The following is a 26,986-nucleotide window of genomic DNA, read 5'->3' on the forward strand; positions in this document are numbered from 1 at the left end:
CGCTCACGCAGCTTCCGGCCCGATGGGCGGCTGCCGCTTGGCATGATATCTCTTGAGATCGTTTTCTATTTTCTGATTGAGGCCATTCTTGGCCATGTCGTAACCGACTTCGATCGCGGCTGCGATACCTTCGGCATTGGCGCCGCCATGGCTCTTGATGACGATGCCGTTCAGGCCGAGGAACACGCCGCCATTGACCTTACTCGGGTCCATCTTCTCGCGCAGCATGTCGAAAGCGCTTTTCGCCAGCAAATAGCCGATCTTGGCCATCAGCGTGCGCGACATCGCGGCGCGCAGATAGGTGCCGATCTGCTTTGCCGTGCCTTCGGCGGCCTTCAGCGCGATATTGCCGGAGAAACCTTCGGTGACGACGACGTCGACCGTACCCTTGCCGATATCGTCGCCTTCGACGAAGCCGGAATATTCGAGCGAATCAAGATTGGCTTCGCGAAGCAGGCGTCCCGCTTCCTTGACCTCTTCCTGACCCTTGATCTCTTCGACGCCGACATTGAGCAGGCCGATGGTCGGGCGCTCGATTTCGAAAAGCGCGCGCGCCATGGCGCCGCCCATCAGGGCGAAATCCATCAGCTGCTGCGAATCCGCGCCGATCGTCGCGCCGATATCGAGAACGATGCTCTCGCCGCGCAGGGTCGGCCAGATGCCGGCGATCGCCGGGCGTTCGATATTGGCCATGGTGCGCAGACAGAATTTCGACATCGCCATCAGCGCGCCGGTATTGCCCGCCGACACCGCAACATCGGCATCGCCCGACTTCACGGCTTCGATGGTCCGCCACATGCTGGAGACGTAGCGGCCGCGGCGAAGTGCCTGGCTCGGCTTCTCGTCCATGCGCACGGCAACCTCGCAGTCATGGAAGACCGACTTGGCTGCGACTTTCGGGAACTTGGCGAGAACGGGCTCGCACTCTTCCTTCAACCCGTAGAAAACGAAGGAAATATCCGGATGCCGCTCCAACGCTTTGGCGGCACCTGGGATGACAACCTGGGGACCAAAGTCGCCGCCCATGAGGTCGAGAGAAATTCTGATCACGCGTCCCTGATCCTTCTTTTTCGCCGGGGGAGGCGAAATTTCGGCCAAAATACCGGTTTTCCCATCGCTTACAACTGAATTGTGTCAAATACCCAACGGGTATTCAGTCCTTCTTCCAGTCCTTGAGCGCAGCGAATGGCGACGGCTTCTTGTCGTTCTGACCATCATCCTCGATATGCCCGTTGAATTCGATGCCGGGTTTGCGCGGATAGGGATCGATCGCCATCGCGGCGAATTCGGTCACCACGGCGCCGGCATCGATGCTGTCGCCGGTGAAGGGCTCCGGCAGATCCGGACCATCGGGATCGAGCACCATTTCGCCGGCATCATTGGCCGGGCGGCGGGCAAGCTTGGAATTTTCGGGCACGAAGATCTGCTCGAAGGGCTCGTCGATATCCGAGATGACCGGCTCGAGCGTCACGACACAGGCCTGCACGATACGGGCATGCACCCTGCCCTTCACGCGGATACCGTCCTTCTTCCAGCGGTTGACCTGCAGCTCGGCGCGCAGTTCATCGACGGAGAGAATGTTCCAGCTCTCGGCGAGCGCCTTACGCTCCTTCTCGTCGGCTTCGAGGCGCACCTCGACGGGATTGGCCGAGATATGACCCACCTTTACCAGATAGGAAAAGGGAATGGCGTCGTCCTGATGTTTCATGTCTTCCTCCTCAGGCCGCGTCCGGCAGCGTCGCCGAGCCGGTCGCTATCTGATCTTCGGACTGCTCCGAGAGTGCCGCTTCGGCCTTGAACATCCAGGCGGCGAGCGCGCTCATGTCGGCCGGAGCTTCCGCCTTCGGGTGAATGTTGCGCGACAGCGCCGTGGACAGTGCTTCGCTGTCACCGGCATCCATCGCCTTGGAATAGGCTTCGAGGCGGCCGTAGAACATGCCCGCAAGCTTCTTCATGCGCTTCGGCACGCTGTTGTCGCCGATGCCGAGCTCGCGGATCGAATAGTCGATATCCTGAAAGAAGGCATCGACGATCTCCTGGGCGATCTCCTGGCCGCTGGTGCCGGAGGCCCGCGTGCGGCGGAAGAATAGGATCATCACCAGCGAAAGCATCTCGAAGCGGCCCATGACGGTGTCGGGCACATCCATGCTTTCGTAGAACTCGGGCCTGCGGGCGGCCGACGTCAGCGTCGAATACTGCCGTTCGACGATCGCCTGATTGTTGTTTTTCTTACGAAAGAGCCCGAAGATCATTGTTTTTTCCGGAAATGCCTCATTCTTCACGCGGAGTTGCGTGGGCCGTGTTGCATGAATTCGAAAGCTGGTTTACCGAAGCAGGCGCGAATTGCAATGCCGAAGGTGGCCACTTTCGGGACAGCGCCCTTTCAGGGCAGCGACGCGGCGAATTGGGAGAATTCGACCCCGGAAAGGCCACAAAGGTTTTGCATCAGCGGTGCTTCGCATGGTCAAAAGCCGCCTACCGATACTCAAGGGGAGTAGATGTCGTTGAAGAAACGGTATTTCAAGTCTGACGTAAAGTTCTTCAGCAGCGCGGCCATTGCCATCATGATTGCCTCAGCAGGACTTACCGGTTGCCAGACCGGCACCGTGCTGAACGGCGGCTATGTCGTCGATCAGGAATCGTTGAACCTCGTACCCGAAGGTTCGAGCCGCGAACAGGTTCTCCTGTCGCTCGGCACGCCCTCGACGACGGCAACCTTCGACAACGAAGTCTTCTATTACATCTCGCAGAAGCGCACGCGCTCGATCGCCTACCAAAAGCTCAGGGTGGTCGATCAGAGCGTTCTCGCCATCTATTTCGACAAGGACGGCGTCGTGGCACGCCGCGCCAACTACACGCTGCAGGACGGCAAGGTGTTCGACACGATCTCGCGCGTAACGCCGACCGGCGGCCGCGAACTGACGTTCCTTCAGCAGGTTCTCCAGGGCGGCGCGGGCAGCGCGGCAAAGAGCCTGTTCGGCACGCCGCAGGGCAACCCGCAGAACCCGGCCAGCATCCAGTAAGCACTGGAACGCATCAGACAATAAAGAAACCCGCCGGAGCGATCCGGCGGGTTTCTTCGTTTCAGCCCTGCCCTTCCCTTACATGCCGGCGAGAACCGCGAGCAGCAGGAGAGCAACGATATTGGTGATCTTGATCGCCGGGTTGACGGCCGGACCGGCGGTATCCTTGTAGGGATCGCCGACGGTATCGCCGGTGACGGATGCCTTGTGGGCTTCCGAACCCTTCATGTGACGATTGCCGTCCTTGTCGACGAAGCCGTCTTCGAAGGACTTCTTGGCATTGTCCCATGCACCGCCGCCCGAGGTCATCGAGATGGCGACGAAGAGGCCGTTGATGATCACGCCGAGCAGCGAGGCACCGAGGGCGGCGAAGGCCGAGGCCTTTGAGCCCGAGATCAGCAGCACGCCGAAATAGACGACGATCGGCGCCAGCACCGGCAGCAGCGACGGGATGATCATCTCGCGGATCGCCGCCTTGGTCAGCAGATCGACGGCGCGGCCGTAATCCGGCTTTTCGGTTCCCTGCATGATGCCCGGCTTCTCGCGGAACTGCTTGCGCACTTCCTCGACGATCGCGCCGGCCGCACGGCCGACGGCGGTCATGGCGATACCGCCGAACAGATACGGGATCAGACCGCCGAACAGCAGGCCGGCGACGACATAGGGGTTCGACAGATCGAAGGAGATCGTGCCGATGCCCGCAAAGTACGGATACTGGTCGCCGTGAGCCGCGAAATACTGCAGGTCGTTCGAATAGGCGGCGAAGAGCACCAGAGCACCGAGACCGGCAGAACCGATCGCGTAGCCCTTGGTGACGGCCTTCGTCGTGTTGCCGACGGCATCGAGCGCGTCGGTCGACTTGCGCACTTCCGGCGGCAGGTGGGACATTTCGGCGATACCGCCGGCATTGTCCGTAACCGGCCCGAAGGCATCGAGCGCGACGATCATGCCGGCAAGGCCGAGCATTGCGGTCACCGCAATGCCGGTGCCGAACAGGCCGCCGAGCTGGAAGGTAGCCAGAATACCGCCGACGATGACGACCGCCGGCAACGCCGTCGATTCCAGCGAGACCGCGAGGCCCTGGATGACGTTGGTGCCGTGACCGGTGACCGATGCCTGGGCGATCGAGACGACCGGGCGCTTGCCTGTGCCGGTATAGTATTCAGTGATGACGACGATCAGCGCGGTGACGACGAGGCCGACGAGACCGCAGATGAAGAGGTTCGTGCCGGTAATGTCATGCCCGGCGACCATGCCCAGCGAACCCCAGCCGACGGTCAGCGAGGTTGCTGCACCAAGGCCGATGATCGACAGCAGACCGGTGACGATGAGGCCCTTGTAGAGAGCGCCCATGATCGAGCCGTTCGAGCCGAGCTTGACGAAGAAGGTACCGATGATCGAGGTGATGATGCAGACGCCGCAGATCGCCAGCGGATAGATCATCGCCGATTGCAGGATCGGTGCACCGGCAAAGAAGATCGCGGCGAGAACCATGGTGGCGACAACAGAGACCGCATAGGTTTCGAAAAGGTCGGCCGCCATGCCTGCGCAGTCGCCGACATTGTCGCCGACGTTATCGGCGATGGTTGCCGGGTTGCGCGGATCGTCTTCCGGAATACCGGCTTCCACCTTGCCGACGAGGTCGCCGCCGACGTCTGCACCCTTGGTGAAGATACCGCCGCCGAGACGGGCGAAGATCGAGATCAGCGAGGCGCCGAAGCCGAGTGCGACCAGCGCATCGATGACTTCGCGCGAGCCGGTGTCATGACCGAGCACGCCAGTCAGGATGTAATAGTAGATAGAGACGCCGAGCAGCGCCAGACCGGCAACGAGCATGCCGGTGATGGCGCCCGACTTGAAGGCGATGTCGAGACCTGCCGAGAGGCTGTGGGAAGCAGCCTGGGCCGTGCGCACATTGGCGCGGACCGAAACGTGCATGCCGATGAAACCGGCGGCACCGGAGAGTACGGCGCCGATCAGGAAACCGATCGCGGCCGTGCCGGAGAGAAGCAGCCATGCTGCAATGAAAACAACGATGCCGACAATGGCAATGGTCTTGTACTGACGCGTGAGGTAGGCCTGCGCGCCCTCGCGGATATAGCCCGCGATCTCCTGCATGCGGCTATTGCCCTGATCGGCGGCCAGCACCGAACGGGTTGCCCAGATGGCATAGACCACCGAGAGCAGACCGCATGCGATTACGCATAAAAGAATGGTCATTTCGCTCTTTCCTCCAAAAGTGCCGGAACACTCCTCCGCCCGGCCACGCAAGCAGCCGAATCGTCTTCTCTCCTCAGAAACGCTCTAGCTTTGCGTGCGGAGATTGCTTGGTGGAAAACACGACGTCAAGACCGCAAGGGCCTAAAACCCTTGCAGCACAATGGATTGAGCGATTTGGTCCGATGGAGGACGGAGGAAGCTTACTTCCTGGTGTCGCCGCGTACCTGCTTGGCAATGCGGTCGAGAACGGCATTCACCAGCTTCGGCTCGTCGTCTTCGAAGAAGGCCTGGGCGATTTCCATATATTCCGTGACGATGACGGCGACGGGAACGTCCTTGCGATCGGTCAGTTCGAAGACGCCGGCGCGCAGGATGGCGCGGACCGTGCTGTCGAGACGCGACAGCGCCCAGTCGTCCTGCAGGGCAGAGGCGATCAGCGGATCGAGGCGGCGCTGTTCGCGCACGACGCCCGATACGATCGAGCGGAACCAGGACGGATCGGCCTTCAGATAGGTCTCGCCGTCAATTTCCTGGCCGAGGCGATGAGCCTCATATTCGGCGACGATTTCCAGCACGCCGGTGCCGCCGATATCCATCTGATAGAGCGCCTGGACGGCAGCGAGACGCGCAGCGCCCCGCTGATTTGCCGACTTTACCTGGCGCTCCGGAGTTTCGTTGGTCATTCAAGCCCACCCAGTTTCTTCTTCAGCTCGATCATCGTGAGAGCTGCGCGGGCAGCAAAGCCGCCCTTATCCTTGTCCGAGCGGCGGGCGCGCGCCCAAGCCTGCTCGTCATTTTCGACCGTCAGAATGCCGTTGCCGATGGCAAGGGACTCGCTGACCGCCAGATCCATTATTGCACGCGAGGATTCGTTGGAGACGATATCGAAATGATAGGTCTCGCCGCGAATGACCATGCCGAGGGCGACAAAGCCGTCATACAGCACGCCGCCATTGTCTGCCCCGTCGAGCGCCATGGCAATGGCCGGCGGAATTTCGAGCGCACCGGGAACGGTGACGACGTCGAACGTGGCACCGGCTTCCTTCAGCGCGTGGGTCGCGCCATCGAGAAGGGCGTCAGCCATGTCATCGTAGAAGCGTGCTTCGACGATCAAAATATGGGGAGCATCATCCCGGGCCATGGTTCACCTTCGGTTTTAGAGAGTTCAGCCGTGCAGCAGGCCGCGGTCAAAACACGCCTACGCGCGAATGGCAAGCAAATTCCGATCATGGCTGAAATGCAAATCCTGAAATCGCTGCAAGCATATAGCGGCAGGTTATGCTGCACTGCATCAAGGACGCCCTCCGGCCGCCTCGATCATGGCGAAAAGAAGGCAGCAAACGTGAAGAATAATTAACGCGATTTCAGTGACTTAGCCCATTGAAGGGAGAGGTTTTGCGCCCCAATTCCTTTCTCGTAACGCAGACGATCCCCTGCACGACAGCCGACCGTCAGAGCAGATGAAAGGACACTACCATGAACCGCGTTGCTAAGATTGCCATCGTTTCCGCTTTCTCCTCTCTCGCCTTCGTCGGCGTCAGCCGTGCGGAAAACCTGAGTATGAACTCCGCCTCCGGGATCGAGCACACCTTGCGTACGTTCCAGGGCAACGACTTCGCCGTCCAGCAATATCAGGACTGGCGCAATATCGACAGCATGGACCAGTTCGGCCCGCGCTCTGCCCCGGTACGCGACGCCCAGGAAGTCCATCAAATCCAGGCCTCGATCGACGCCAACAAGAGCCTTACCCGCAAGCTCGCGGATCAGGGCGTCAGCGTCAGCAATGTCATCAACGCCGAACAGGCGGCGGATGGCAGCATCACGATCTATACCGATTAACAGCAGACGGGCGGCGCGTTCCTCACGCGCCGCCCGTCCATTTATCCTGCCCCTACTCTTGAAAATTGCATGCGAATGATGGTCTGTTGCGCCCTCAAAGGGAGACGAGACATGCCATCAGAAACAACCAAGCCGGTGATTGACCCCACCACGCTCGCACTCGAGCACTGGACGCAGGGCACGCTTTACGAAGGCACCGACATTTCTTTCGGCAAGCTTCTCGGCCTTTCCAATCTCGGCGTCAGCTATAACGAAGTGCCTCCGGGCAAGTCGGGCTGTCCGTTCCACAATCACCATGTCGAAGACGAGCTGTTCATCGTGCTTTCGGGCAGCGGCGAATACCGCTTCGGCGCCGAGCGGCATGCGATCTCCAAGGGATCGGTCCTCGGCGCGCCGGCAGGAGGCCCCGAAACCGCGCATCAGATCCTCAACACGGGGAGCGAGCCGCTGATCTATATCGGCGTCTCGACGATGTCGCCGACGGAGATCGTCGAATATCCCGATTCCGGTAAGTTCCTGGCGAAGACCCGCAAGGATGGCGGCTATCCGAGCTTCCGGGTCATCGGCCGCTCGGACGAGAGCCTCGACTACTGGCACAACGAACCCGGCGCATAAGACAGAAAGCGATTTTCAATGCTGAATATTCCGACGATCGAGACGGAGCGCCTGATCCTGCGCCCGCACCGGAAAACCGATTTCGAGGCCTACGTCACCTTCTGGGCTGATGAAGACGTGGTGCGCCATATCACCGGCGTTCCGAGCACGCGCGAACAGACATGGGCGCGGCTGCTGCGCGCCACCGGCATGTGGCACCATATGGGCTTCGGCTTTCTCGCCATCGAGGAAAAGGAAACCGGCCGCTTCGTCGGCGAATGCGGCTTTCTCGAAACCCGCCGCGAAATGACGCCGTCGATCGAGGGGACGCTGGAAACCGGCTGGGCGCTCTCGCCGCACTTCCATGGCCGCGGCTATGCGAGCGAGGCGCTGCAGGCGATGATCGGCTGGGCCGAGCAACGCTTTCCCGACATGGAGATGACCTGCATCATCGCGCCGGAAAACGCGCCGTCGATCCGCCTTGCGGGAAAGCTCGGTTTCCGCGAGGTCACCCGCACCGATTACAACGGCGAGATCATTCTGTTTTCGCGGCGGGGAACTCGGCAAGCCTAGCGGCGTAGCGGGCCATGGTGTCGACTTCGAAATTGACGAAGTCGCCTGCCTTGCGCTCGCCCCAGGTCGTGACCTCGAGCGTGTGGCGGATCAGCAGCACGTCGAAATCCGTGCCGTCAACGGCGTTGACGGTCAGCGACGTGCCGTCGAGGGCAATCGACCCCTTCGGCGCCACGAATTTTGCCAGATGTTCCGGTGCGCGCAGGCGATAGCGCGTTGCGTCGCCTTCGGCCGTCACGGAGAGGATTTCCGCCTTGCCGTCGACATGGCCGGAGACGATATGGCCGCCGAGCTCGTCGCCGATCTTCAGCGAGCGCTCGAGATTGATGCGGCTTCCGGCCTTCCAGCCGGCGATCGTCGTCAGCCGCAGCGCCTCTTCCCAGGCTTCGACCTCGAACCAGCGGCCGTTGCTGCCTTCGTCCGGCAGGCCGGTAACGGTCAGGCAGACGCCGGCATGCGAGATCGAGGCGCCCATATCGATGGTCGCCGGATCGTAGCTCGTCGCAACGCGCAGCTTGACGCCCTCGTTCATCGGGGAAACGGATTCGATCGTGCCCATATCAGTGACAATGCCGGTGAACATCAAAGCTCTCTTTCGTATTCGTCCATCCGGTCGGAGCCGAATGAAAATGTGCCCCTGTGGGCGAAACCGGATGGCATATCGGTCTTCGTGACCGGCGATTCAATACCATCGGCGCCGATCACCACATCGCCCTGATAGAGCTGGATGCGATCGACGAGACCGGCATCGAGGAAGAGCTTCGCCGTCCGGGCGCCGCCTTCGACGATCAACGAGGAAATGCCGCGGGAAGCGAGCGCCGGGAGCAGGACTTCCGGGTGATAGGGATTGCAGTAGAGGACTTCGACGCCGAGGGCTTCGAGGGCGGTGCGGCGGGAGTCGAGATCATCTGCGGCGTTAGTGGGTGGGGTACCCCCCTCTGCCCTGCCGGGCATCTCCCCCACAGGGGGGGAGATTGGCTGGGGGCTGCCGCTCGCTTCAACATCGATTGCCTGGGGAGGTGCCGTCCGCGCGTCGATCTCCCCCCTTGTGGGGGAGATGCCCGGCAGGGCAGAGGGGGGTGAACCCTCGACAGCCCCCAGATCCGAAACATCCTCACGCGCCACAACGATCACCGGCACCTGCCGCGCCGTTTGCGCCAGCTTCCCCGTCACCGGCAGCGACAATGCCGGATCGAGGACGATGCGCACCGGCGAGCGATCCTCCTGCCCCGCAATCCGCACCGTCAGTTCCGGATCATCGGCAATCGCCGTGCCGATGCCGACGAGAATGGCATCCGACTGCGCGCGCAGCTTCTGCACCTCGGCGCGCGCCGCAGGCCCGGTGATCGCCACCTGCCCCTCGCCCGCACGGCCGATCATGCCGTCGGAGGAAACTGCAAGTTTGAGAGTCACATAGGGCCGCTTCTTCGTCTGCCGGGTGAGATAGGCGGCGAGCGAGCGCCTGCCCTCCTCCTCCAGCACGCCGGTGTCGACCTCGATGCCGGCATCGCGGAGCATGCCGATGCCGCGGCCGGAGACGCGCTCATCGGGATCGGTGACGCTGATGACGACGCGGGAGACGCCAGAGGCGATCAGCGCGTTGGCGCAGGGCGGTGTCTTCCCGAAATGCGAGCAAGGCTCGAGCGTCACATAGGCGGTGGCACCCTCCGCCCTCGCCCCGGCCTCGGCCAGCGCCTGAGGCTCGGCATGCGGGCGGCCGCCAACAGCGGTCGTGCCGCGGCCAACGATCTCGCCGTCCTTGACGACGACGCAGCCGACGGAGGGATTTGTGGAGGTTTGCCCAAGATGCGAAAGGCCGAGGCTTATAGCCTCGGCCATGTAACGTTCATCGTCTGATGCTGACTTCATCGCTCAACTGTCCAAAGTATCGCGGCCGATCTTGGCGTTGATCTCGGAAATGACCTTCTCGAAATCCTCGGCATGCGAGAAATCGCGATAGACCGAGGCATAGCGGACGAAGCCGACGTCATCCAGGCTCTTCAGCGCTTCGAGAACCTGAAGGCCGATGGCCTCAGAGCCGATCTCGACCTCGCCGGAGCTTTCCAGACGCCGGACGATGCCGGAGACGGCGCGTTCGATGCGATCACGATCGACCGGGCGTTTTCGCAGCGCGATCTCGAAGGAGCGCACCAGCTTGTCGCGGTCGAAAGGCACCTTGCGGCCGGTCTTCTTGACGACCATCAGCTCGCGCAGCTGCACACGCTCGAAGGTCGTGAAGCGGCCGCCGCAATCGGGACAGATACGCCTGCGGCGGATGGACGTATTGTCCTCCGCCGGGCGTGAATCCTTGACCTGTGTGTCTTCCGATCCGCAGAATGGGCAGCGCATGCGCTATCCTTAGCCGATGTAGTCGTACATTGGGAAGCGGTTGGTGAGGTTCACCACCTTATCCCGCACGGCGCCTTCGACAGCGGCATTGCCTTCGTCGGAATTGGCAGCCTTCAGGCCGTCGAGAACCTCGACGATCAGGTTGCCGATTTCCTTGAACTCGGCTTCCTTGAAGCCACGGGTCGTGCCGGCAGGCGCGCCGAGGCGGACGCCCGAGGTGACGAACGGCTTTTCAGGGTCGAACGGGATGCCGTTCTTGTTGCAGGTGATGTAGGCGCGGCCGAGGGCGGCTTCCGCACGCTTGCCGGTGGCGTTCTTCTTGCGAAGGTCGACGAGCATCAGGTGGTTGTCGGTGCCGCCGGAGACGACGTCGAGGCCGCCTGCGATCAGGGTTTCGGCAAGCGCCTTGGCGTTCTTGACGATCTGGGCTGCGTAATCCTTGAATTCCGGCTGCAGCGCTTCCTTGAAGGCAACGGCCTTGGCAGCGATGATGTGCATCAGCGGACCGCCCTGGAGACCCGGGAAGACGGCCGAATTGAACTTCTTCGCCAGATCTTCCTCGTTCGTCAGGATGACGCCGCCGCGCGGGCCGCGGAGCGACTTGTGGGTCGTGGTCGTGGCGACATGGCAGTGCGGGAACGGCGACGGATGCTGGCCACCGGCAACGAGACCGGCGATATGGGCCATGTCGACCATCAGGTAGGCGCCGACTTCATCGGCGATCTCGCGGAAGCGCTTCCAGTCCCAGATACGGGAGTAAGCGGTGCCGCCGGCGATGATCAGCTTCGGCTTGTGGGTGCGCGCCTTCTCGGCAACGTCGTCCATGTCGAGCAGGTTGTCGCCTTCGCGAACGCCGTAGGAAACGACGTTGAACCACTTGCCGGACATGTTCACCGGCGAACCGTGCGTCAAGTGACCGCCCGAGTTCAGGTCGAGACCCATGAAGGTATCGCCCGGCTGCAGCAGCGCCAGGAACACGGCCTGGTTCATCTGCGAACCGGAGTTCGGCTGAACGTTGGCGAAGTTGACGCCGAAGAGCTTCTTGGCACGCTCGATCGCCAGTTCTTCGGCGATATCGACATACTGGCAGCCGCCGTAATAGCGCTTGCCCGGATAACCTTCGGCATACTTGTTGGTCATGATGGAGCCCTGGGCTTCCAGCACCGCGCGCGAAACGATGTTTTCCGAGGCGATGAGTTCGATCTCGTGCCGCTGACGGCCGAGCTCCTTTTCGATCGCGCCGAAGATCTCCGGATCGGTATCGGCAAGATTGCGATTGAAGAAGGTCTGAGTGGAAGCATTGGTCATGGGCGGGCTCCTCAACTGGAATGGCCGCAGCTTTAGCCTTCCGTTTGCGCCAGAGCAATACGAAGAACGACATTTGCTGGGCAATCTACGCGCGGGGTGACCTCCCTCCCTCATTCCTGTGACGAGCACAGGAATGAGGGAGGAAAGGTCTTGCCAAACAAAAAAGGCCGCGCAATCCGCGCGGCCTTGCCAAACTCAAGGAGAACCAGCCCCTACTGAACCGGCTGTTCCGTCGTCGCCGTCGTATCCAGCGCCAGTTCGGCATTGCCGTCCATCTGGTAGATGTCGTCGCGGAACTGGACGATGCCGTCGGGCATGCCCCACGCGGAGATGTAGACGAAATAGACCGGCACTTCTTCAGCGAGCTTGATCGGCGTGTTGACGCGGCTGGCGATGACCTGTTCCATCTGCTGGCGCGGCCAGCCGGGGGTCTCGCCGAGCAGCCAAGTCGTCAGGTCGCGGACGTTCTGGACGCGCACGCAGCCCGAGGATTCGAAGCGCATGAGCTTGTTGAACAGGCCCTGCTGCGGCGTGTCGTGCATGTACTCGCCGTTCTTGTTGTAGAAGTTGATCTTCGTCGACGCCATGGCGTTGATCTTGCCCGGGTCCTGGCGGAAGGTCAGGTTCGGTGCCTTTTCGGCATTCCAGTCGATGGTTTCAGGCGCGACTTCGCTGCCCTTGCCGTCGATCAGGCGAATGTTGTTGCGCGTCAGGTAGGTCGGGTCCTTGCGCATCAGCGGCACGATGTCCTTTTCGACGATCGAGCGCGGAGCCGTCCAGTATGGATTGAGGATGACTTCGTAGATCTTCGAATTGACAAGGTGCGTCGGGCGGCTCAGACGGCCGACGATCGCGTTATGGCGGGTCGCGACGCTGCCATCCTGAACGGCTTCTACGTAAGCGGCCGGAATGTTGACCATGACGTGACGGCGGCCGAGATCTTCGGGGAAGGTCTGCAGGCGGATCAGGTTGGTGTTCAGCTGCTGCAGGCGCACATCGACCGGGATGTTCATCGCCTTCAGCGTGAATTCGCCGATGACGCCATCGGACGGAAGGCCGTGGCGGGCCTGGAAGCGCTTGACAGCACCGTCGACATAGGAGTCGAACGAGGACGACATGCCGGCTTCCTGCGGAAGATCGCCGGTGGCGAAGAGACGCTGGCGCAGCGCCTGGACCGACTGATCGGTGACGCCGAGCTGCAGGCGCTGATCGGCCGGCGGATTGACGGTCGGCCAGCCGCCGGCCGATGCGATCTGCTGGTACTGGGCGATCGCCTGCTGCATGCTGGAAACGGACTGCGGTCCGAGGATCGGGGTATTGGAAACGATGGCGTTTGCGGTGCGCGATGCGGCCTTGGCATCGAACTGATCGTCCCAGTCGCCGCGTTGAGGCGCATTGATCAGCGCATCGACGGCCGTCTGCGCCAATGCCGGGGCGGCCAGTGCGCTGACACCGAACGTTGCCGCGGAGGCAAGAAATGCGCGGCGCGAGAGAGCTTCAATTCCGTTTTTCTTCGACATAGTCCCAACCACTGAATGCCGCAGCTCTGAGAGGAAAACCGCGGGCTTTGCGAGTCACTGCGCGATAACGCAGACCACTATCATTCCGTTCTGCGGCGCATCACCGATTTTCCGCGTCCAGCCATCACAAGATTGCGAGCCGGAAGCGTGAATGCGTGAACTGCTGTTCGAGGGCGCCGTCTGCTGTGCATTTCCGCTGCCATACCAATATGGCCAATTCGTGTCGCCTGCCCTTCCGGGCACCTACCAGCGGTAGGAGACGGCACGCATCAAACCATAGCAATCCGTAAACGGTGCTGGTTAATAGCGGCTAAAAAACGGCCTGAATACAGGCGATTACGCTTGGCAGGCATGCGTTGCAAAGATGACACGCTGGCGGTGAGTGGGCAAAACCGAACGTGGGATGGAACGTATCGGGCATGGCGCGGGCACCCAGCAAGGCATCGCTGCCGTTCTCACCGCGCCCTACTACTATGACAAGAAAAGTACGCCCAATATTCTCAACCGGCTTCCATCTTGGCACAGAGTCGGGCAGTCATGTCTGCGGAGACTCCGATGGTGGAATTCGGACGAAGAAACGGGTCCGTGAGCGGAAAGCGACGTTGATGATCGGCAAAATTGGACACATCAAAAATCCGCTGACGATCATCGCGATATTCGCTGGGATTGCGGAGATCAGCGGCACGGTAATCCTGCCCTTCATTCACGAAAGCAATCAGAACAAATACGTTTGGTTTCTGATGCTGTTCCCAGCAATGTTGGTCACTATCTTCTTCATCACGCTTTGGTACAAGCCGAAGTCGCTCTATGCCCCGTCGGACTACTCCAACGAAGAAAACTTCGTGAAGATGATGGAGCCAGCGACATACGTCGAGATCTCCGCGAAAGCCGAGAAAGAAGCTATAGATTTCGTTCACGGAGAGGCTGCACCCGCTCAGTATGCGCCGTCGGCTCCCTCTGCAGCAGATGAGACAATCACGAACCGCCTCCCCCCGGATGAAACCGAAGCGACTACGGTTTACGAAGTTCAGCAGGTGCGGCATCTCGTTTCCGAGGCTGAAGACAAAGCTTTTGCTGTGCTGGCGAACGAGTTCCCCGCGATCCGACGCAATGTCGCTTTGAGGTCCGGCACCGGGCGAAGGGTTTTCGACGGCATTGCTGATGGGCCGACCAACCTATCGATCTTCGAAATTAAAATGACAAAATATCCTCGTAGACCGTTTGTCATTGATAGTGTTCACAAGTTCGTTGATGCCGTCACGGTAGCATCGATAAAAAGCGCGCTTCCGATCCGTCTTGTCTTGGTGGTTGTGGTACATGGCGATCTACCAAAAACTCCACGCTTTCGCGAAGTGCTCTCCCACCGCGACATGAAGGTCGAGGTGCGATACATGCAGTTCTGAAAACCTATCTCCATCATTTCGCTAGCCATTGTTTACCCACCGCTCAACACTCAACCAGCCTCGCCCTTTACCACTGACAGCCCTTTCCGCCCGGGCCTTTGTAAAAGCAATTCGCTCTGCACGATGTGCTGCGCCGACAAAGCCGAGCCCAGCTAGGTGGCGAACTAAATAACGAGGTGTTCGACGTCACCACGAGAATGTGCAGGGATATTGCATTCGAACAGTTCGGCAGGCCTTCGCCGAAGCGTGATGCTGCAAAGAACTAGCAGGGGACCGAACGGCAACAGGCGCCGCCGTGTGCCTTCTCACACACTGCAGCGCTCTGTCATGCCGGTAAGGAGGTCCTATACGCTATCGGGAATAACAGCGTATGAGATTTACAGGCGGTACATGATGCTGTCGTTCCAGAAGCGGTCGAGGCGCTGCAGGAGCTTGTTCATCTGGGTGAACTCGTCGGTGCCGATGCCGCCGACCTTGTCGATCGAGGTGATGTGGCGTTCGTAGAGCTTGGCGACCGTCTCGGCGATCTCGGTGCCGGTTTCCGTCAGGCTGATGCGGACGGAGCGGCGGTCGATGCGCGAGCGCTGGTGGTTGATGAAGCCGAGGTCGACGAGCTTCTTGACGTTGTAGGAGACGTTGGAGCCCAGGTAGTAGCCGCGGGAGCGGAGCTCGCCGGCGGTCAGTTCCGAGTTGCCGATATTGAAGAGCAGGAGAGCCTGGATGGCGTTGACGTCGCTGCGACCCTGACGGTCGAATTCGTCCTTGATGACGTCGAGCAGACGGCGGTGAAGACGTTCAACAAGATGAAGGGATTCCATGTAAAGATCACGGATGTCCTGATCCTGCTGGTCACGGAAGTTCGATACCGCCTGCGGCTTGATTTTCGTGTTCATGATGACTGCCTCACTGTTTGTTTGGCGGTGTTGGTTTTCTTCCCGCCTTGAGACAGACCCTATCGAATACAAATAAAATTCTACTTAAACTGCAGGCTTAACAGCACCTTACCGAAAACCTCCCGTTGTATCAGGGTAAATCAACGCTTACCTGACGCCGCTGGCGGCGGCGCTCGAACCAGAGCGCAACGCGGAATGCGAGGTACATCACGGCCACCAGAACATGGGTGATGACGATCAGATGATTGGAGCCGAAGGTCTCCGGCAGGAAGCCGTGCATCAGCACCTGCAGGCCGGCTGCAAGCACCCAGACGACCGGTCCCCAGGAGACCGTGAGCCATAGCCCCAGCGAGGCGACGGGGAAGACGACGGCGAGCGTCGTGGCCGCCACTTTCCAGGGAAGGCTGAGCAGATCGAAGCGGCCGGCGCCGAACAGCGAGTAGCCGACGAGCATGCCCCAATATTGCAGGCCGAACCAGAAACAGGTGATCGCCACCAGCCTCAGGAAGAGGATGAACATCAGGTCGGTCAGCGTACGCTTCGGCAGGGCCGGAGAATCATTTTCCATGGGGCGGACTTTATGGTTCCGTTCGGTCATTCGCCAGACGTTGCGCGCCGGCGCGGCCAATCGTCCGGTTTGGTTTTCGAAGATGGCATGATAATGAGCGCGCCAGCAAATGGAATGGCCAGGGACAAGACAATGCAGGACAAGACCCACCTCGTCGACGACATCACCGGACACCGCCGCATGCGCCGCAACCGCAAGGCGGACTGGACGCGCCGCCTGGTGCAGGAAAACCGGGTGACGGTGGACGACCTGATCTGGCCTGTCTTCGTCGTTCCCGGCAGCGGCATCGTCGATCCGATCCCGGCCATGCCCGGCGTTAACCGCATGAGCGTCGACAAGCTTGTCGAAGCCGCCAAGGAAGCGGCCGATCTCGGCGTGCCCGCGATCGCAACCTTCCCGAATATCGAGATGGAGCTGCGCGACGAGACGGGTTCGAACAGCCTCGAGGCCAATAACCTGATCAATCAGGCGACGATGGCGCTGAAGAAGCATGTGCCCACTATCGGCGTGATCACCGACGTGGCGCTCGATCCCTTTACCAGCCACGGGCATGACGGGATCCTGCGCGGCGGCGAGATCGTCAACGACGAGACCGTCGAGCAGGTGGCGCGCGCCGCCGTCATGCAGGCCGACGCCGGTTCCGATATCATCTCGCCCTCGGAAATGATGGATGGCCGCATCGGCGCCATCCGCCGGGCACTCGATGCCGCGGGCCACCAGAATGTCGGCATCATGAGCTATGCGACGAAATTCGCCTCCGCCTTCTACGGCCCCTACCGCGAGGCGATCTCGACCGGCGGCCTGCTGAAGGGCGACAAGAAGACCTATTATATCGACCCGGCCAACGGCACCGAGGCGATCCGCGATGCGGCGCTCGACGTCGAGGAAGGTGCCGACATGCTGATGGTCAAGCCGGGCCTTCCCTACCTCGATATCTGCTGGCGCATGAAGGAAGCCTTCGGCCTTCCGACCTTCGCCTATCAGGTCTCCGGAGAATATTCGCAGATCAAGGCTGCGGCGATGAACGGCTGGATCGATGGCGAGCGCGCGATGATGGAAACGCTGCTCGCCTTCAAGCGCGCGGGCTGCGACGGCATCCTGACCTATTTCGCGATCGAGGTCGCCCGGGCGCTCGCCAAACGCTGAAAAGCGCGCATCATTGCATCTCCGGCCGCCGACACCATATCAGTGGCATCGTTTCACAAAGGAGACCCTAGATGAGCCTGAACCCCAACCCCGTCTATGCCGCACCGGAAGACTGGCGCGCCTATAGCGGGACGCTCAGCCGGCGGGTATTTGCGTTCATCCTGGATTACATCATCGTCCTGCTGCTGTGCATTCCGGCAGCGGTGGTGCTGTTCTTCCTGTCGATCGTGACGCTCGGCCTCGGCTTCTTCCTCTATCCGGCGCTCTTCGTGCTGGTGGCGGGCATCTATTTCGGCCTCACGGTCGGCGGTCCGGCGCAGGCCTCGCTCGGCATGCGCGCCATGGGCATCCAGATGATGCGCGTCGACGGACGCCCGCTCGATTTCCTGACGGCGATCGTTCACCTGGCGTTGTTCTGGATCCTGAACTCGGTGCTGACGCCGCTGATTCTTCTGGTCGGCCTGTTTACCGAGCGCAGCCGCCTGATCCACGACTTCCTGGTCGGCACCGTCACGGTGCGCACCGCCTGACCGCGGAAATAAAGTCCCCGGCTGGCCTTTGCGGGCCGGTTCGGGGCGCCATATCAAAAAGCTACGACAAAATGATAGCGCGGAGAACCCGGCCGCGCTGTTGACGTTTTTTATTCTTAAGTCATGCTGTCAAGATTGACGGTCACCGAAGGAACCATCCGCGTCAGATGAATACGCAGTCCACGCCATCCCCTCAGTTTTATCTGACGGCACCGGCTGCATGCCCGTATCTGCCGCAGGAGATGGAGCGCAAGGTTTTTACCCATCTCGTCGGCCCCCGCGCCGCCGAAATGAACGATATCCTGACGCAGGGCGGTTTCCGCCGCTCGCAGAACATCGCCTACCGTCCCGCCTGCGAGGCCTGCCGCGCCTGCGTTTCCGTGCGCATCCTGGCGCAGGAATTCCAGCCGACGAAATCGATGAAGCGGGTGATGGCCAATAACAGCGACCTGATTGCCACGGAATTTCCGGCCCAGCCTTCGAGCGAGCAATATTCCCTCTTCCGCCGCTATCTCGACTACCGCCACCAGCAGGGCGGTATGTCTGATATGACCGTGCTCGACTATGCGATCATGGTCGAGGACACCCACGTCAATACCCGAATCATCGAATACCGCCGGCGCGAGGAAGGCTCCGGCCTCGAAACCCGGCCGCGCGGCGAGCTTGTCGCAGCAGCGCTGACCGATACGATGAGCGACGGTCTCTCCATGGTCTATTCCTATTTCAATCCGGAATATGAGCGACGCTCGCTCGGCACTTTCATGATCCTCGACCACGTCAAGCGCACCAAGGCCCTCGGCCTTCCCCATGTCTATCTCGGCTACTGGGTGCAGGGATCGCGGAAGATGGACTACAAGACCCGCTACCAGCCACAGGAGCATCTGACGCCACGCGGCTGGGAGCGTTTCGATCCATCGGTGTTGGAAGAGAGTGGCGGGGAGTAAGGCGGCCTGCCCTGCGTGAGCAGCGCGGCACTGCATAACGACAACGCCGCGCCAGCTTTGGCGAAAAGCTAGCTCGCCAGCCGATCGACTTGGTCGACCTCCCGCTCCAACCCTTCCATCACATGCGCCCAGCCCTGGCGGGTCTTTTCCTCGTGAGCGGACCATTCGGAGCACATTTCATGCGTCAGCGTCAGACGGCAGCCGCTGCCGAGCGGTTCGAGGTCGATCTGGACGCGGTCGGTGCAGTGATCGTGATCTTCGACTGAGAAGCTGAAGACCATGCGTTTCGGGCGGTGGAGGTCGAGGAAGATGCCGCTGTGGCAGGCATCGCCGGTCGGGCGGCGGTCGACGACGAGGAAGCGGCCGCCGACATGGGCGTCGATCTCGGCGCGGATCACATGGCCGTCATCGGTGGCGAAGAGGAAGCGCTTGGCGATCGCAGGATTCAGCCAGGCATCATAGACGACGGATGGCGGCGCCTTGTAGCTATGCGTAACGGTGAGTTTGATCTTTTCGGCGGCAGACATTGATTTTTTCCTCCGTGTTTTGGGCTCAGAGCACACCGCAAGGCATTGCCTTGCGGGGCCATTCCGTCCGCCTTTCGGAATGGAGCCGTTCCCAGTTTTTGGTGACAGGACTGAGATAGAGGAAGCGAGCCGCCCGCCAAGGGCGGATCGCCAAATTGTTACCGGTGTCAGCCGGCGAACTTGCCACTGCGCGGGAAGCCCTTCGGAACGGTGCGTCCGGCCGTTGCGCGGTCGGCCAGCCATTCGGCCAGCTCGTCCTTGTTCTTGTTGAACATACGGCCTGCGCTGTCTTCCCAGGAGAGGCCGGCATCGATCGCAAAGCAGCGGACGTCGGAGATGCCGCCATCCTTGTAGCGCTGCAGGCGAACGCCCTTGCCGCGGGCCATTTCCGGCACCTGCGCCAGCGGGAAGACCAGCATCTTGCGGTTCTCGCCGACGACGGCGACGTGATCGCCGCTGACCGGAACGATCAGCTTGGTCTCGTCGGGCATCGAGACGTTCATGATCTGCTTGCCCTTGCGGGTATTGGCAGCCATCTCGCCTTCCGCCACCACGAAGCCGTTGCCGGCCGTCGAAACGATCAGCTGCTTGCGCTGGGGATCGTGGACGAAGGCGGTGAGCACGTCCTGATCATTGTCCATGTCGATCATGATGCGCAGCGGCTCGCCATGGCCGCGCCCGCCGGGCAGCTTGTCGCCGCCGAGGGTGAAGGCCTTGCCGCCGGTGGTGACGATTAGGATCTTGTCTGTGGTCTGAGCCGGGAACGCCACCTTCAGCGCATCGCCTTCCTTGAAGGTCAGCGATGCCGTGTCGGAGATGTGGCCCTTGAGAGCACGGATCCAACCCTTTTCGGAGACGACAACGGTGATCGGTTCTTTTTCGATCATCGCCTGCTGGATCGCCTCTTCGTCGGCTTCCGGCGCATCGGCAAACTGGGTGCGGCGGCGGCCGAGCTCGGTCGCCTTGGCAAACTTCTTCTTCACTTCGCCGATTTCCCAGGCAACGGTCTGCCACTGCTTCTCGTCGGAAGCGAGCAGCGCCTCGATGCCGGCCTTCTCGGCAGTCAGTTCGTCGAATTCCTTGCGGATTTCGAATTCCTCGAGCTTGCGCAGCGAGCGCAGGCGCATGTTGAGGATGGCTTCGACCTGGATTTCGGTCAGATCCCAGCGGGCGACCATCACCGGCTTCGGCTCGTCTTCCTCACGGATGATGCGGATGACTTCGTCGATATTCAGATAGGCGATCAACAGACCGCCGAGAATTTCGAGACGCCTCTCGATCGCGGCGAGACGGAAGCGCGAGCGGCGCTGCAGCACGTCACGGCGATGATCGAGCCATTCCTTGAGAACCTCGTTCAGCGCCATGACGCGCGGAATGCGGCCCATGGAGAGAACGTTCATGTTCAGCGGGAAGCGGCTTTCGAGCTCGGTGAGCTTGAACATCGATTCCATCAGGATCGTCGGATCGACGGTGCGGTTCTTCGGCACCAGCACGATGCGGACGTCCTCGGCGGATTCATCACGCACGTCTTCGAGCAGCGGCAGCTTGCGGGCAAGCAGCAGCTCGGCAATCTTTTCGATCAGGCGCGATTTCTGCACCTGGAAGGGAATTTCGGTGACGATGATCTGGTAGCCGCCGCGGCCGAGATCTTCGGTCTCCCACTTGGCGCGGGTGCGGAAGCCACCGCGGCCGGTCTTGTAGGCCTCGACAATGCTGGCGCGGCTGTCGATGATGATACCGCCGGTCGGGAAATCCGGGCCGGGAATGAAGGATTCGACCAGCGTCTCGACCGTGGCGTCCGGATGCTTGATGAGATGCAGGGCCGCATCGCAGAGTTCGTGGACGTTGTGCGACGGGATGGAGGTCGCCATGCCGACGGCGATACCCGAGGAGCCGTTTGCCAGAAGATTCGGGAAGGAGCCCGGCAGAACCACCGGCTCCTCGTCTTCCTCGTTATAGGTCGGGCGGAAATCGACGGCGTCCTGCTCGATACCATCGAGCAGCAGCGCCGTGACTTCGGTCATGCGGGCTTCGGTGTAACGATAGGCAGCGGCGTTATCGCCGTCGATATTGCCGAAGTTCCCCTGCCCGTCGACCAGCGGATAACGCTGCGAGAAATCCTGCGCCAGACGCACCAGCGCATCATAGACCGACTGGTCGCCATGCGGGTGGAATTTACCGATGACGTCACCGACGATACGGGCGCATTTCTTGAAGGCCGCATTCGGCCGGATGCCCATCTCGCTCATCGCGTGGATGATGCGGCGGTGGACCGGCTTCAGGCCGTCGCGCACGTCAGGAAGGGCGCGGTGCATGATGGTCGACAGTGCATATGCCAAGTAACGCTCTTCGAGCGCAGCCTTGAGGTCGACCGGAAGGATGCTGTCGTCGTCTCCGCCAGAGGGCGGCAAAATCTCTTGTCCCATAGGCCTTGACTAGCCTAGAAGGCTCTCCACGGCAAGGAATCGGGAGGCTTGCGCCTGTGGATGACGTACCAGAATGACATCATGTGGCCATCAAGCATCGGCACGTCATTTGGACTTCGTTTTCTTTGCCTATCAACTAAAATTTAGAGTTCGCATCAATATAACGCGCGTCGACTTCGCAATAGACTAGCCTTAACCGCCACTAGAGGATTTCGTCATGACCTTTTACCGGACCACCCGGCTTATGCTTTCCGGCGCAGCATTCCTGTCGCTCGCCACCAGCGCATTCGCCCTTGATGGCCAGGATCTGCTGAAGAAGCTCAATGCCGCCTATATCGCCCAGGGCGGCACGCTCGTCGCTGACGGCGTCGATGTCGACGACACGACCGTGACGCTGAAGAACGCAAGCTTCAAGCCTGCGGCCGGCGATGCGCTGAAGATCGGCGACATCACCATGACCGGCGTCGAGGAAGACGAAGACGGCGGCTACTACATCGAGGAAGCAGCCTTCCCCGACATCAATGTCAGCGAAGAAGGCACGACGATCTCCGCCAGCGACATGAAGCTCGGCGGCATCTCGATCCCGGCCGATGCGACCGGCGACGGCGTCGATTCCATGCTGCTCTACGAGACGGCCCATACCGGCCCGTTCAAGGTTTCTAAGGACGGCAAGGACATCTTCTCGCTCGGCCAGACCGACATGAACCTGACGCTGCGCGAAGACGAATCCGGCTTCGATTTCGACGGCGCCTTCAAGAACATGAAGGCCGACCTGACCGATGCGCCCGATCCGCAGTACAAGGAAGGGATCGAAAAGCTGGCGCTCGAGCATGTCAACGGCGACATCACGATGAAGGGCGCCTGGGATCTCGGCCCCGGCACGATCGACATTTCCGAATTCGCCTTCGACGTCACCAATGTCGGCCGCCTGAACCTCGCCTTCAAGATCTCCGGCTACACGCCTGCCTTCATGAAGTCGCTGCAGGAAGCCGCCAAGGCTTCGGAAGCCAACCCGAACAAGGAAGAAGCCCAGCAGGCTCTCGGCCTCGCAATGCTCGGCCTGCTGCAGCAGCTTTCGTTCAACAGCGCCGAAGTCCGCTTCGACGACGCCTCGATCACCAAGCGCGCGCTTGAATATGCCGGTTCGAAGCAGAACATGACCGGCAAGCAGATGGGCGACGCGCTGAAGGCAATGGCGCCGCTCGCCGTCGCACAGCTCAACGTTCCCGAGCTGCAGAACGCGATCTCGGCCGCCGTCAACACCTATCTCGACGACCCGAAGAACTTCGCTGTCTCGGCTGCACCGGCGCAGGCCGTGCCGTTCCCGACGATCATGGGCGCCGCCATGGGCGCACCGAACACGCTGCCGAACGTTCTCGGCGTGAAGATCAACGCGAACCAGTAAGGTTCAGACCCGCTGAAATGCAAAGCCCGGCAGCGATGCCGGGCTTTTTGTTTGTCAGTGCGAGCCGGTGGAGGCCAGTGCAGCATCGCCCTTGTCATGCAAAGCAAAGCGGTCGAGCATGTTGGCGCTCGCCTCGTTCAGGCCGCGGACATCGACGACAATGCCGCGGCGGCGATATTTCAGGACGACCTTGTCGAGCGCGCCGACGGCGGTGATGTCCCAGAAATGCGCGGCGGTGACGTCGATGACGACGGACGTCACCTGCTCCTCGAAGTCGAAGGCAGCGGAGAAGCTTTCCGCCGAGGCGAAGAACACCTGGCCATCGACCCGATATGTCCGGACACCGGCGTCCGCATCCAGCGACGAGCGGACATGGAACAGCTTGGCGACCTTGCCGGCGAAGAACACGCCCGAGAGGAGAACACCGACCAGCACGCCCTTCGACAGATCATGGGTCGCGACGACGGTGACAACGGTTGCCAGCATGACCAGCGACGACGACGGCGGATTGCGGCGAATATCGAGGATCGAACGCCAGGAGAAGGTGCCGATCGACACCATGATCATGATCGCGACCAGCGCCGCCATCGGCACGACGCGCAGGATATCGTCGAGCACCAGAAGCAGGATCAGAAGGAAGGCACCGGCCACGAAGGTCGACAGACGGCCGCGGCCGCCGGAGGCGATGTTGATGCCGGACTGACCGATCATCGCGCAGCCGCCCATGCCGCCGATCAGCGCGGAGGCGATATTGGCAGCCCCCTGCCCGTAGCATTCGGTGTTCTTGTTGCTTTGGGTATCGGTGAGATCATCGACGATCTGCGCCGTCAGCAGCGACTCCAGCAGTCCGACGGCGGCCAAGCCGATCGAGTACGGGAAGATGATCTGCAGCGTCTCGAATGTCAGCGGCACCTGCGGGATGGTGAAAACAGGCAGGCTGGTCGGCAGCTCGCCGAGATCGCTGACCGTGCGGACATCGAGCCCCAGCATGACCGTTGCCGCCGTCAGCACCGCGATCGCCACCAGCGGCGATGGGATGACCTTGGTGATGTAGGGGAAGAGGTAGATGATGAGCAGGGCCGCGGCGATCATCACATAGGTCGTCTGCGGCATGCCGATCAGCTCCGGCAACTGCGCCATGAAGATCAGGATCGCCAGCGAATTGACGAAGCCGGTCATCACCGAGCGCGACACGAAGCGCATCAGCCGCCCGAGTTTCAGCATGCCCGCAATCATCTGCAGGATGCCCATCAGGATCGTGGCAGCGAAGAGATATTGCAGGCCATGCTCGCGCACCAGCGAGCCCATCAGCACCGCGGTTGCAGCCGTCGCCGCCGAGATCATGCCCGGCCGGCCGCCGGCGATGGCGGAGACGCAGGCAATGGCAACCGAGGCAAAAAGCCCGATCTTCGGGTCAACGCCGGCAATGACAGAAAAGCCGATGGCCTCCGGGATCAAGGCGAGCGCCACAACGATGCCGGAAAGAATGTCACCACGAATGTTCGAAAACCATTCGCGCTTGTAAGCGGAGAGTTTGTTCATGTCGGATTGTTCACAAGGTTCAGCGCGACCGGACGCGAGTCCGGTTCAACATATTGGAAGATGTTGTGCGTTGTCTGGCGGATCGGCGGCCAGAAGAGCCACCCGGAGTTTCACCGGGTCCGGGGCGAATGGCCGGACTATAAAAGCAGCTTTGGCACTGCGCAATATGAAAAGCCCGGCATATGGCCGGGCTTTTCGAACTCTAGCGAAGGAAGGCTCAGTCTTTCTTCGGCTGCGGCATGACGCGCAGCGACAGTTCCATGAGCTGCTTCGGCGTTGCCGGCGACGGCGCGTTCATCAGGAGGTCCTGCGCCTGCTGGTTCATCGGGAACAGCGTGATTTCGCGCAGGTTCTTGGCGCCGAGCAGCAGCATGACGATACGGTCGATGCCGAATGCGCAGCCGCCATGCGGAGGCGCGCCGTACTGGAAGGCGCGGTACATGCCGCCGAAGCGTTCTTCGACATCCGCCTGGCTGAGGCCGACCAGTTCGAAGGCCTTGACCATGGCTTCCGGCGACTGGTTACGGATCGAGCCCGAGGCGATTTCGAAGCCGTTGCAGACGGCGTCGTACTGGTAGGCCTTGAGCGACAGCGGCTCCTGGGTCTGCAGCGCCTCGAGGCCGCCCTGCGGCATCGAGAAGGGGTTGTGCGCGAAGTCGACCTTCTTGTCTTCCTCGCTCCATTCGTAGAACGGGAAGTCGATGATCCAGCACAGCTCGAACCGGTCGCGATCGACGAGGTTCAGGTCTTCACCGGCCTTGGTGCGGGCTTCGCCTGCGAACTTGTAGAACTTCGCCGGTTCGCCGGCGACGAAGAAGGCGGCGTCGCCTGCTTCAAGGCCGAGCTGAATGCGCAGGGCTTCGGTGCGCTCTTCGCCGATGTTCTTGGCGAGCGGGCCGGAACCAGCGACCTTGCCGTCTTCTTCCTTCCAGAAGATGTAGCCGAGACCCGGCTGTCCCAACGACTGCGCCCAGGCGTTCATGCGGTCGCAGAATGCGCGGCTACCACCGGTCTTGGCCGGGATCGCCCAGACTTCGACCTTCGGGTTTGCGGCGATCATGCCGGCGAAGACCTTGAAGCCGGAGCCGTCGAAATGTTCGGTGACGGCCTGCATCTCGATCGGGTTGCGCAGGTCAGGCTTGTCGGAGCCGTACTTGCGGATCGCGACGTCGTAGGGGATGCGCGGCCATTCCTTGGTGACCGGCTTGCCTTCGGCAAACTGCTCGAACACGTTGGTGATGATCGGGGCCATCGTATCCCAGACATCTTCCTGGGTGACGAAGCTCATTTCGACGTCGAGCTGGTAGAATTCGCCCGGCAGGCGGTCGGCACGCGGATCTTCGTCGCGGAAGCAAGGCGCGATCTGGAAGTAGCGATCGAAACCGGCAACCATCAGCAGCTGCTTGTACTGCTGCGGCGCCTGCGGCAGCGCGAAGAACTGGCCGGGATGGATACGGCTGGGCACGAGGAAGTCGCGCGCGCCTTCCGGCGAGGATGCGGTCAGGATCGGCGTCGTGTATTCGCCGAAGCCGGCAGATGCCATGCGGTTGCGGATATCGGAGATGATCTGCGTGCGCTTGACGATGTTCTTGTGCAGCGTTTCGCGGCGCAGGTCGAGGAAGCGGTACTTGAGGCGGACGTCTTCAGGATAATCGGGCTCGCCGAAGATCGGCAGCGGCAGTTCCTTGGCAGCGGCCAGAACTTCGATTTCCTGAGCGTAGAGTTCGATCTCGCCGGTCGCCATGTTCTTGTTGACGGTGTCTTCGGTACGGGCCTTGACGAGGCCGTCGATGCGGATGACCCACTCGCCGCGAACGGCTTCGGCGGTCTTGAAGGCCGGCGAATCCGGATCGGCGACGACCTGGGTAATGCCGTAATGGTCGCGAAGATCGATGAAGAGAACGCCGCCATGGTCACGAACGCGGTGAACCCAACCGGAAATCCGGACGGTCGAGCCGACGTCCGACTTGCGGAGGGCGGCACAGGTGTGGCTGCGGTAGCGATGCATAATCTCTATTCCCGATGTCTGCTGAGACGGCTGCAAGGGCAAATTTCCACCCTCAAGCGCCGACAAGAAAATCGGGCGGACAAGCGCATGGACGGTCTGATTTGTCAAGACTTGGCGCGAGAGCAGGCCGGTTTCACGGCGGTTTATTACGGCCAGCGATGCCTGTGC

25 protein-coding genes, 1 pseudogene and 1 other annotated feature are annotated in these 26,986 nt (G+C 61.2%); of the genes and pseudogenes, 9 read left to right on the top strand and 17 right to left on the bottom strand.

Features of this window, described 5'->3' with window-relative positions; all coding sequences use genetic code 11:
- Window positions 1-3: 3 nt before the first annotated feature.
- The 3 genes and pseudogenes from plsX to ACODR6_RS00180 all read right to left on the bottom strand — a co-directional run bounded on the left by plsX (window position 4) and on the right by ACODR6_RS00180 (window position 2,308).
- Window positions 4-1,050, bottom strand: a complete 1,047-nt coding sequence (gene plsX, locus ACODR6_RS00170; protein ID WP_489019928.1) for a phosphate acyltransferase PlsX — start codon at window positions 1,048-1,050, stop codon at window positions 4-6.
- A gap of 103 nt (window positions 1,051-1,153) precedes the next feature.
- Window positions 1,154-1,708: a YceD family protein gene (locus ACODR6_RS00175; protein WP_112718750.1), complete on the bottom strand. Its 555-nt coding sequence runs from the start codon at window positions 1,706-1,708 to the stop codon at window positions 1,154-1,156.
- A gap of 10 nt (window positions 1,709-1,718) precedes the next feature.
- Window positions 1,719-2,308: pseudogene (locus ACODR6_RS00180) on the bottom strand (ubiquinol-cytochrome C chaperone family protein).
- A 190-nt stretch (window positions 2,309-2,498) separates the two neighbouring features.
- On the opposite strand from ACODR6_RS00180, the gene ACODR6_RS00185 reads away from it, so the two are divergent.
- Window positions 2,499-3,023: an outer membrane protein assembly factor BamE gene (locus tag ACODR6_RS00185; protein WP_112718752.1), complete on the top strand. Its 525-nt coding sequence runs from the start codon at window positions 2,499-2,501 to the stop codon at window positions 3,021-3,023.
- Between the two features lie 78 nt (window positions 3,024-3,101).
- Here the strand turns inward: ACODR6_RS00185 and ACODR6_RS00190 are convergent, their stop codons facing one another.
- The 3 genes from ACODR6_RS00190 to ribH form a co-directional block, all read right to left on the bottom strand.
- Window positions 3,102-5,243, bottom strand: a complete 2,142-nt coding sequence (locus ACODR6_RS00190) for a sodium-translocating pyrophosphatase (RefSeq protein ID WP_199628792.1) — start codon at window positions 5,241-5,243, stop codon at window positions 3,102-3,104.
- Between the two features lie 200 nt (window positions 5,244-5,443).
- On the bottom strand, window positions 5,444-5,926 hold the full coding sequence (gene nusB / locus ACODR6_RS00195; RefSeq protein ID WP_112718754.1) for a transcription antitermination factor NusB: 483 nt from the start codon (window positions 5,924-5,926) through the stop codon (window positions 5,444-5,446).
- Entirely contained in the window at window positions 5,923-6,384 is a 462-nt protein-coding gene (gene ribH / locus ACODR6_RS00200; RefSeq protein WP_112718755.1) for a 6,7-dimethyl-8-ribityllumazine synthase, read from the bottom strand. Before ribH ends, nusB begins: the two co-directional genes overlap by 4 nt.
- A gap of 335 nt (window positions 6,385-6,719) precedes the next feature.
- On the opposite strand from ribH, the gene ACODR6_RS00205 reads away from it, so the two are divergent.
- The 3 genes from ACODR6_RS00205 to ACODR6_RS00215 all read left to right on the top strand — a co-directional run bounded on the left by ACODR6_RS00205 (window position 6,720) and on the right by ACODR6_RS00215 (window position 8,249).
- Window positions 6,720-7,082, top strand: a complete 363-nt coding sequence (locus ACODR6_RS00205) for a hypothetical protein (RefSeq protein ID WP_112718756.1) — start codon at window positions 6,720-6,722, stop codon at window positions 7,080-7,082.
- A gap of 111 nt (window positions 7,083-7,193) precedes the next feature.
- Window positions 7,194-7,697 (top strand): cupin domain-containing protein, encoded by a 504-nt coding sequence (locus ACODR6_RS00210; RefSeq protein ID WP_203429130.1) that lies wholly within the window; start codon window positions 7,194-7,196, stop codon window positions 7,695-7,697.
- Window positions 7,698-7,715: 18 nt separating this feature from the next.
- On the top strand, window positions 7,716-8,249 hold the full coding sequence (locus ACODR6_RS00215; RefSeq protein WP_489019932.1) for a GNAT family N-acetyltransferase: 534 nt from the start codon (window positions 7,716-7,718) through the stop codon (window positions 8,247-8,249).
- On the opposite strand, the gene ACODR6_RS00220 is transcribed toward ACODR6_RS00215, so the two are convergent.
- The 5 genes from ACODR6_RS00220 to ACODR6_RS00240 form a co-directional block, all read right to left on the bottom strand.
- Entirely contained in the window at window positions 8,212-8,832 is a 621-nt protein-coding gene (locus tag ACODR6_RS00220) for a riboflavin synthase (protein WP_112718759.1), read from the bottom strand. The two genes, ACODR6_RS00215 and ACODR6_RS00220, sit on opposite strands and share 38 nt — an antisense overlap.
- Entirely contained in the window at window positions 8,832-10,118 is a 1,287-nt protein-coding gene (gene ribD / locus ACODR6_RS00225) for a bifunctional diaminohydroxyphosphoribosylaminopyrimidine deaminase/5-amino-6-(5-phosphoribosylamino)uracil reductase RibD (RefSeq protein WP_489019937.1), read from the bottom strand. Before ribD ends, ACODR6_RS00220 begins: the two co-directional genes overlap by 1 nt.
- Window positions 10,119-10,121: 3 nt before the next feature.
- On the bottom strand, window positions 10,122-10,598 hold the full coding sequence (gene nrdR / locus ACODR6_RS00230) for a transcriptional regulator NrdR (RefSeq protein ID WP_112718761.1): 477 nt from the start codon (window positions 10,596-10,598) through the stop codon (window positions 10,122-10,124).
- Window positions 10,599-10,607: 9 nt separating this feature from the next.
- The gene (glyA, locus tag ACODR6_RS00235; RefSeq protein ID WP_112718762.1) at window positions 10,608-11,906 is read right to left on the bottom strand and encodes a serine hydroxymethyltransferase; all 1,299 of its coding nucleotides are present in this window, start codon (window positions 11,904-11,906) and stop codon (window positions 10,608-10,610) included.
- A gap of 212 nt (window positions 11,907-12,118) precedes the next feature.
- Complete coding sequence (locus tag ACODR6_RS00240; RefSeq protein WP_112718764.1) at window positions 12,119-13,426, bottom strand: L,D-transpeptidase family protein; 1,308 nt, start codon at window positions 13,424-13,426, stop codon at window positions 12,119-12,121.
- Window positions 13,427-14,031: 605 nt separating this feature from the next.
- Between ACODR6_RS00240 and ACODR6_RS00245 the strand changes: the two genes are divergently transcribed.
- Window positions 14,032-14,829, top strand: a complete 798-nt coding sequence (locus ACODR6_RS00245) for a hypothetical protein (protein WP_489019940.1) — start codon at window positions 14,032-14,034, stop codon at window positions 14,827-14,829.
- Between the two features lie 377 nt (window positions 14,830-15,206).
- Here ACODR6_RS00245 and ldtR read toward each other — a convergent pair whose 3' ends face one another.
- Together ldtR and ACODR6_RS00255 are read right to left on the bottom strand one after the other, a co-directional pair.
- On the bottom strand, window positions 15,207-15,722 hold the full coding sequence (gene ldtR / locus ACODR6_RS00250) for a transcriptional regulator LdtR (protein WP_112389587.1): 516 nt from the start codon (window positions 15,720-15,722) through the stop codon (window positions 15,207-15,209).
- Between the two features lie 130 nt (window positions 15,723-15,852).
- A complete protein-coding gene (locus tag ACODR6_RS00255; protein ID WP_199628799.1) occupies window positions 15,853-16,290 on the bottom strand; it encodes a DUF6163 family protein in 438 nt (145 codons plus the stop codon).
- A 132-nt stretch (window positions 16,291-16,422) separates the two neighbouring features.
- Here ACODR6_RS00255 and hemB point away from each other — a divergent pair, with 132 nt between their 5' ends.
- The 3 genes from hemB (at window position 16,423) to ACODR6_RS00270 (ending at window position 18,910) form a co-directional block, all read left to right on the top strand.
- A complete protein-coding gene (gene hemB / locus ACODR6_RS00260; protein WP_489019942.1) occupies window positions 16,423-17,436 on the top strand; it encodes a porphobilinogen synthase in 1,014 nt (337 codons plus the stop codon).
- Window positions 17,437-17,507: 71 nt separating this feature from the next.
- Window positions 17,508-17,966, top strand: coding sequence for an RDD family protein (locus tag ACODR6_RS00265; RefSeq protein ID WP_199628801.1), 459 nt, complete (start codon window positions 17,508-17,510; stop codon window positions 17,964-17,966).
- A gap of 167 nt (window positions 17,967-18,133) precedes the next feature.
- Complete coding sequence (locus ACODR6_RS00270) at window positions 18,134-18,910, top strand: arginyltransferase (protein ID WP_489019945.1); 777 nt, start codon at window positions 18,134-18,136, stop codon at window positions 18,908-18,910.
- 68 nt (window positions 18,911-18,978) lie between these two features.
- On the opposite strand, the gene ACODR6_RS00275 is transcribed toward ACODR6_RS00270, so the two are convergent.
- A complete protein-coding gene (locus tag ACODR6_RS00275; protein WP_112718770.1) occupies window positions 18,979-19,437 on the bottom strand; it encodes an SRPBCC family protein in 459 nt (152 codons plus the stop codon).
- A 167-nt stretch (window positions 19,438-19,604) separates the two neighbouring features.
- Window positions 19,605-21,863: a DNA topoisomerase IV subunit A gene (parC, locus tag ACODR6_RS00280; protein ID WP_112718771.1), complete on the bottom strand. Its 2,259-nt coding sequence runs from the start codon at window positions 21,861-21,863 to the stop codon at window positions 19,605-19,607.
- Between the two features lie 217 nt (window positions 21,864-22,080).
- On the opposite strand from parC, the gene ACODR6_RS00285 reads away from it, so the two are divergent.
- A complete protein-coding gene (locus ACODR6_RS00285) occupies window positions 22,081-23,268 on the top strand; it encodes a hypothetical protein (RefSeq protein ID WP_413709225.1) in 1,188 nt (395 codons plus the stop codon).
- 54 nt (window positions 23,269-23,322) lie between these two features.
- On the opposite strand, the gene ACODR6_RS00290 is transcribed toward ACODR6_RS00285, so the two are convergent.
- Window positions 23,323-24,810 carry a SulP family inorganic anion transporter gene (locus ACODR6_RS00290; RefSeq protein ID WP_489019948.1) on the bottom strand — a complete coding sequence of 496 codons (1,488 nt, stop codon included), beginning with the start codon at window positions 24,808-24,810 and terminating at the stop codon, window positions 23,323-23,325.
- Window positions 24,811-24,878: 68 nt separating this feature from the next.
- Window positions 24,879-24,934 (bottom strand) — a sequence feature (sul1 is cis-regulatory element that is thought to sense ions involved in sulfur or methionine metabolism; They are found in Alphaproteobacteria).
- Between the two features lie 93 nt (window positions 24,935-25,027).
- A complete protein-coding gene (gene aspS, locus ACODR6_RS00295; protein WP_489019950.1) occupies window positions 25,028-26,818 on the bottom strand; it encodes an aspartate--tRNA ligase in 1,791 nt (596 codons plus the stop codon).
- Window positions 26,819-26,986 lie beyond the last annotated feature (168 nt).

It is taken from the genome of Rhizobium sp. FG96 (assembly GCF_057808655.1).

Excerpts from the sequence above, each read along its gene's own strand:
- ACODR6_RS00205 (WP_112718756.1), top strand. The coding sequence starts at position 6,720 with ATGAACCGCGTTGCTAAGATTGCCATCGTTTCCGCTTTCTCCTCTCTC.
- hemB (WP_489019942.1), top strand. The coding sequence starts at position 16,423 with ATGCAGGACAAGACCCACCTCGTCGACGACATCACCGGACACCGCCGC.
- ACODR6_RS00275 (WP_112718770.1), bottom strand. The coding sequence starts at position 19,437 with ATGTCTGCCGCCGAAAAGATCAAACTCACCGTTACGCATAGCTACAAG.
- nrdR (WP_112718761.1), bottom strand. The coding sequence starts at position 10,598 with ATGCGCTGCCCATTCTGCGGATCGGAAGACACACAGGTCAAGGATTCA.
- ribD (WP_489019937.1), bottom strand. The coding sequence starts at position 10,118 with ATGAAGTCAGCATCAGACGATGAACGTTACATGGCCGAGGCTATAAGC.
- nusB (WP_112718754.1), bottom strand. The coding sequence starts at position 5,926 with ATGACCAACGAAACTCCGGAGCGCCAGGTAAAGTCGGCAAATCAGCGG.
- ACODR6_RS00210 (WP_203429130.1), top strand. The coding sequence starts at position 7,194 with ATGCCATCAGAAACAACCAAGCCGGTGATTGACCCCACCACGCTCGCA.
- ACODR6_RS00245 (WP_489019940.1), top strand. The coding sequence starts at position 14,032 with ATGATCGGCAAAATTGGACACATCAAAAATCCGCTGACGATCATCGCG.
- ACODR6_RS00290 (WP_489019948.1), bottom strand. The coding sequence starts at position 24,810 with ATGAACAAACTCTCCGCTTACAAGCGCGAATGGTTTTCGAACATTCGT.
- ACODR6_RS00190 (WP_199628792.1), bottom strand. The coding sequence starts at position 5,243 with ATGACCATTCTTTTATGCGTAATCGCATGCGGTCTGCTCTCGGTGGTC.
- ACODR6_RS00220 (WP_112718759.1), bottom strand. The coding sequence starts at position 8,832 with ATGTTCACCGGCATTGTCACTGATATGGGCACGATCGAATCCGTTTCC.
- ACODR6_RS00270 (WP_489019945.1), top strand. The coding sequence starts at position 18,134 with ATGAATACGCAGTCCACGCCATCCCCTCAGTTTTATCTGACGGCACCG.
- ACODR6_RS00265 (WP_199628801.1), top strand. The coding sequence starts at position 17,508 with ATGAGCCTGAACCCCAACCCCGTCTATGCCGCACCGGAAGACTGGCGC.
- ACODR6_RS00285 (WP_413709225.1), top strand. The coding sequence starts at position 22,081 with ATGACCTTTTACCGGACCACCCGGCTTATGCTTTCCGGCGCAGCATTC.
- ACODR6_RS00215 (WP_489019932.1), top strand. The coding sequence starts at position 7,716 with ATGCTGAATATTCCGACGATCGAGACGGAGCGCCTGATCCTGCGCCCG.
- glyA (WP_112718762.1), bottom strand. The coding sequence starts at position 11,906 with ATGACCAATGCTTCCACTCAGACCTTCTTCAATCGCAATCTTGCCGAT.
- ldtR (WP_112389587.1), bottom strand. The coding sequence starts at position 15,722 with ATGAACACGAAAATCAAGCCGCAGGCGGTATCGAACTTCCGTGACCAG.
- ACODR6_RS00255 (WP_199628799.1), bottom strand. The coding sequence starts at position 16,290 with ATGGAAAATGATTCTCCGGCCCTGCCGAAGCGTACGCTGACCGACCTG.
- ACODR6_RS00175 (WP_112718750.1), bottom strand. The coding sequence starts at position 1,708 with ATGAAACATCAGGACGACGCCATTCCCTTTTCCTATCTGGTAAAGGTG.
- ribH (WP_112718755.1), bottom strand. The coding sequence starts at position 6,384 with ATGGCCCGGGATGATGCTCCCCATATTTTGATCGTCGAAGCACGCTTC.
- ACODR6_RS00240 (WP_112718764.1), bottom strand. The coding sequence starts at position 13,426 with ATGTCGAAGAAAAACGGAATTGAAGCTCTCTCGCGCCGCGCATTTCTT.
- aspS (WP_489019950.1), bottom strand. The coding sequence starts at position 26,818 with ATGCATCGCTACCGCAGCCACACCTGTGCCGCCCTCCGCAAGTCGGAC.
- parC (WP_112718771.1), bottom strand. The coding sequence starts at position 21,863 with ATGGGACAAGAGATTTTGCCGCCCTCTGGCGGAGACGACGACAGCATC.
- ACODR6_RS00185 (WP_112718752.1), top strand. The coding sequence starts at position 2,499 with ATGTCGTTGAAGAAACGGTATTTCAAGTCTGACGTAAAGTTCTTCAGC.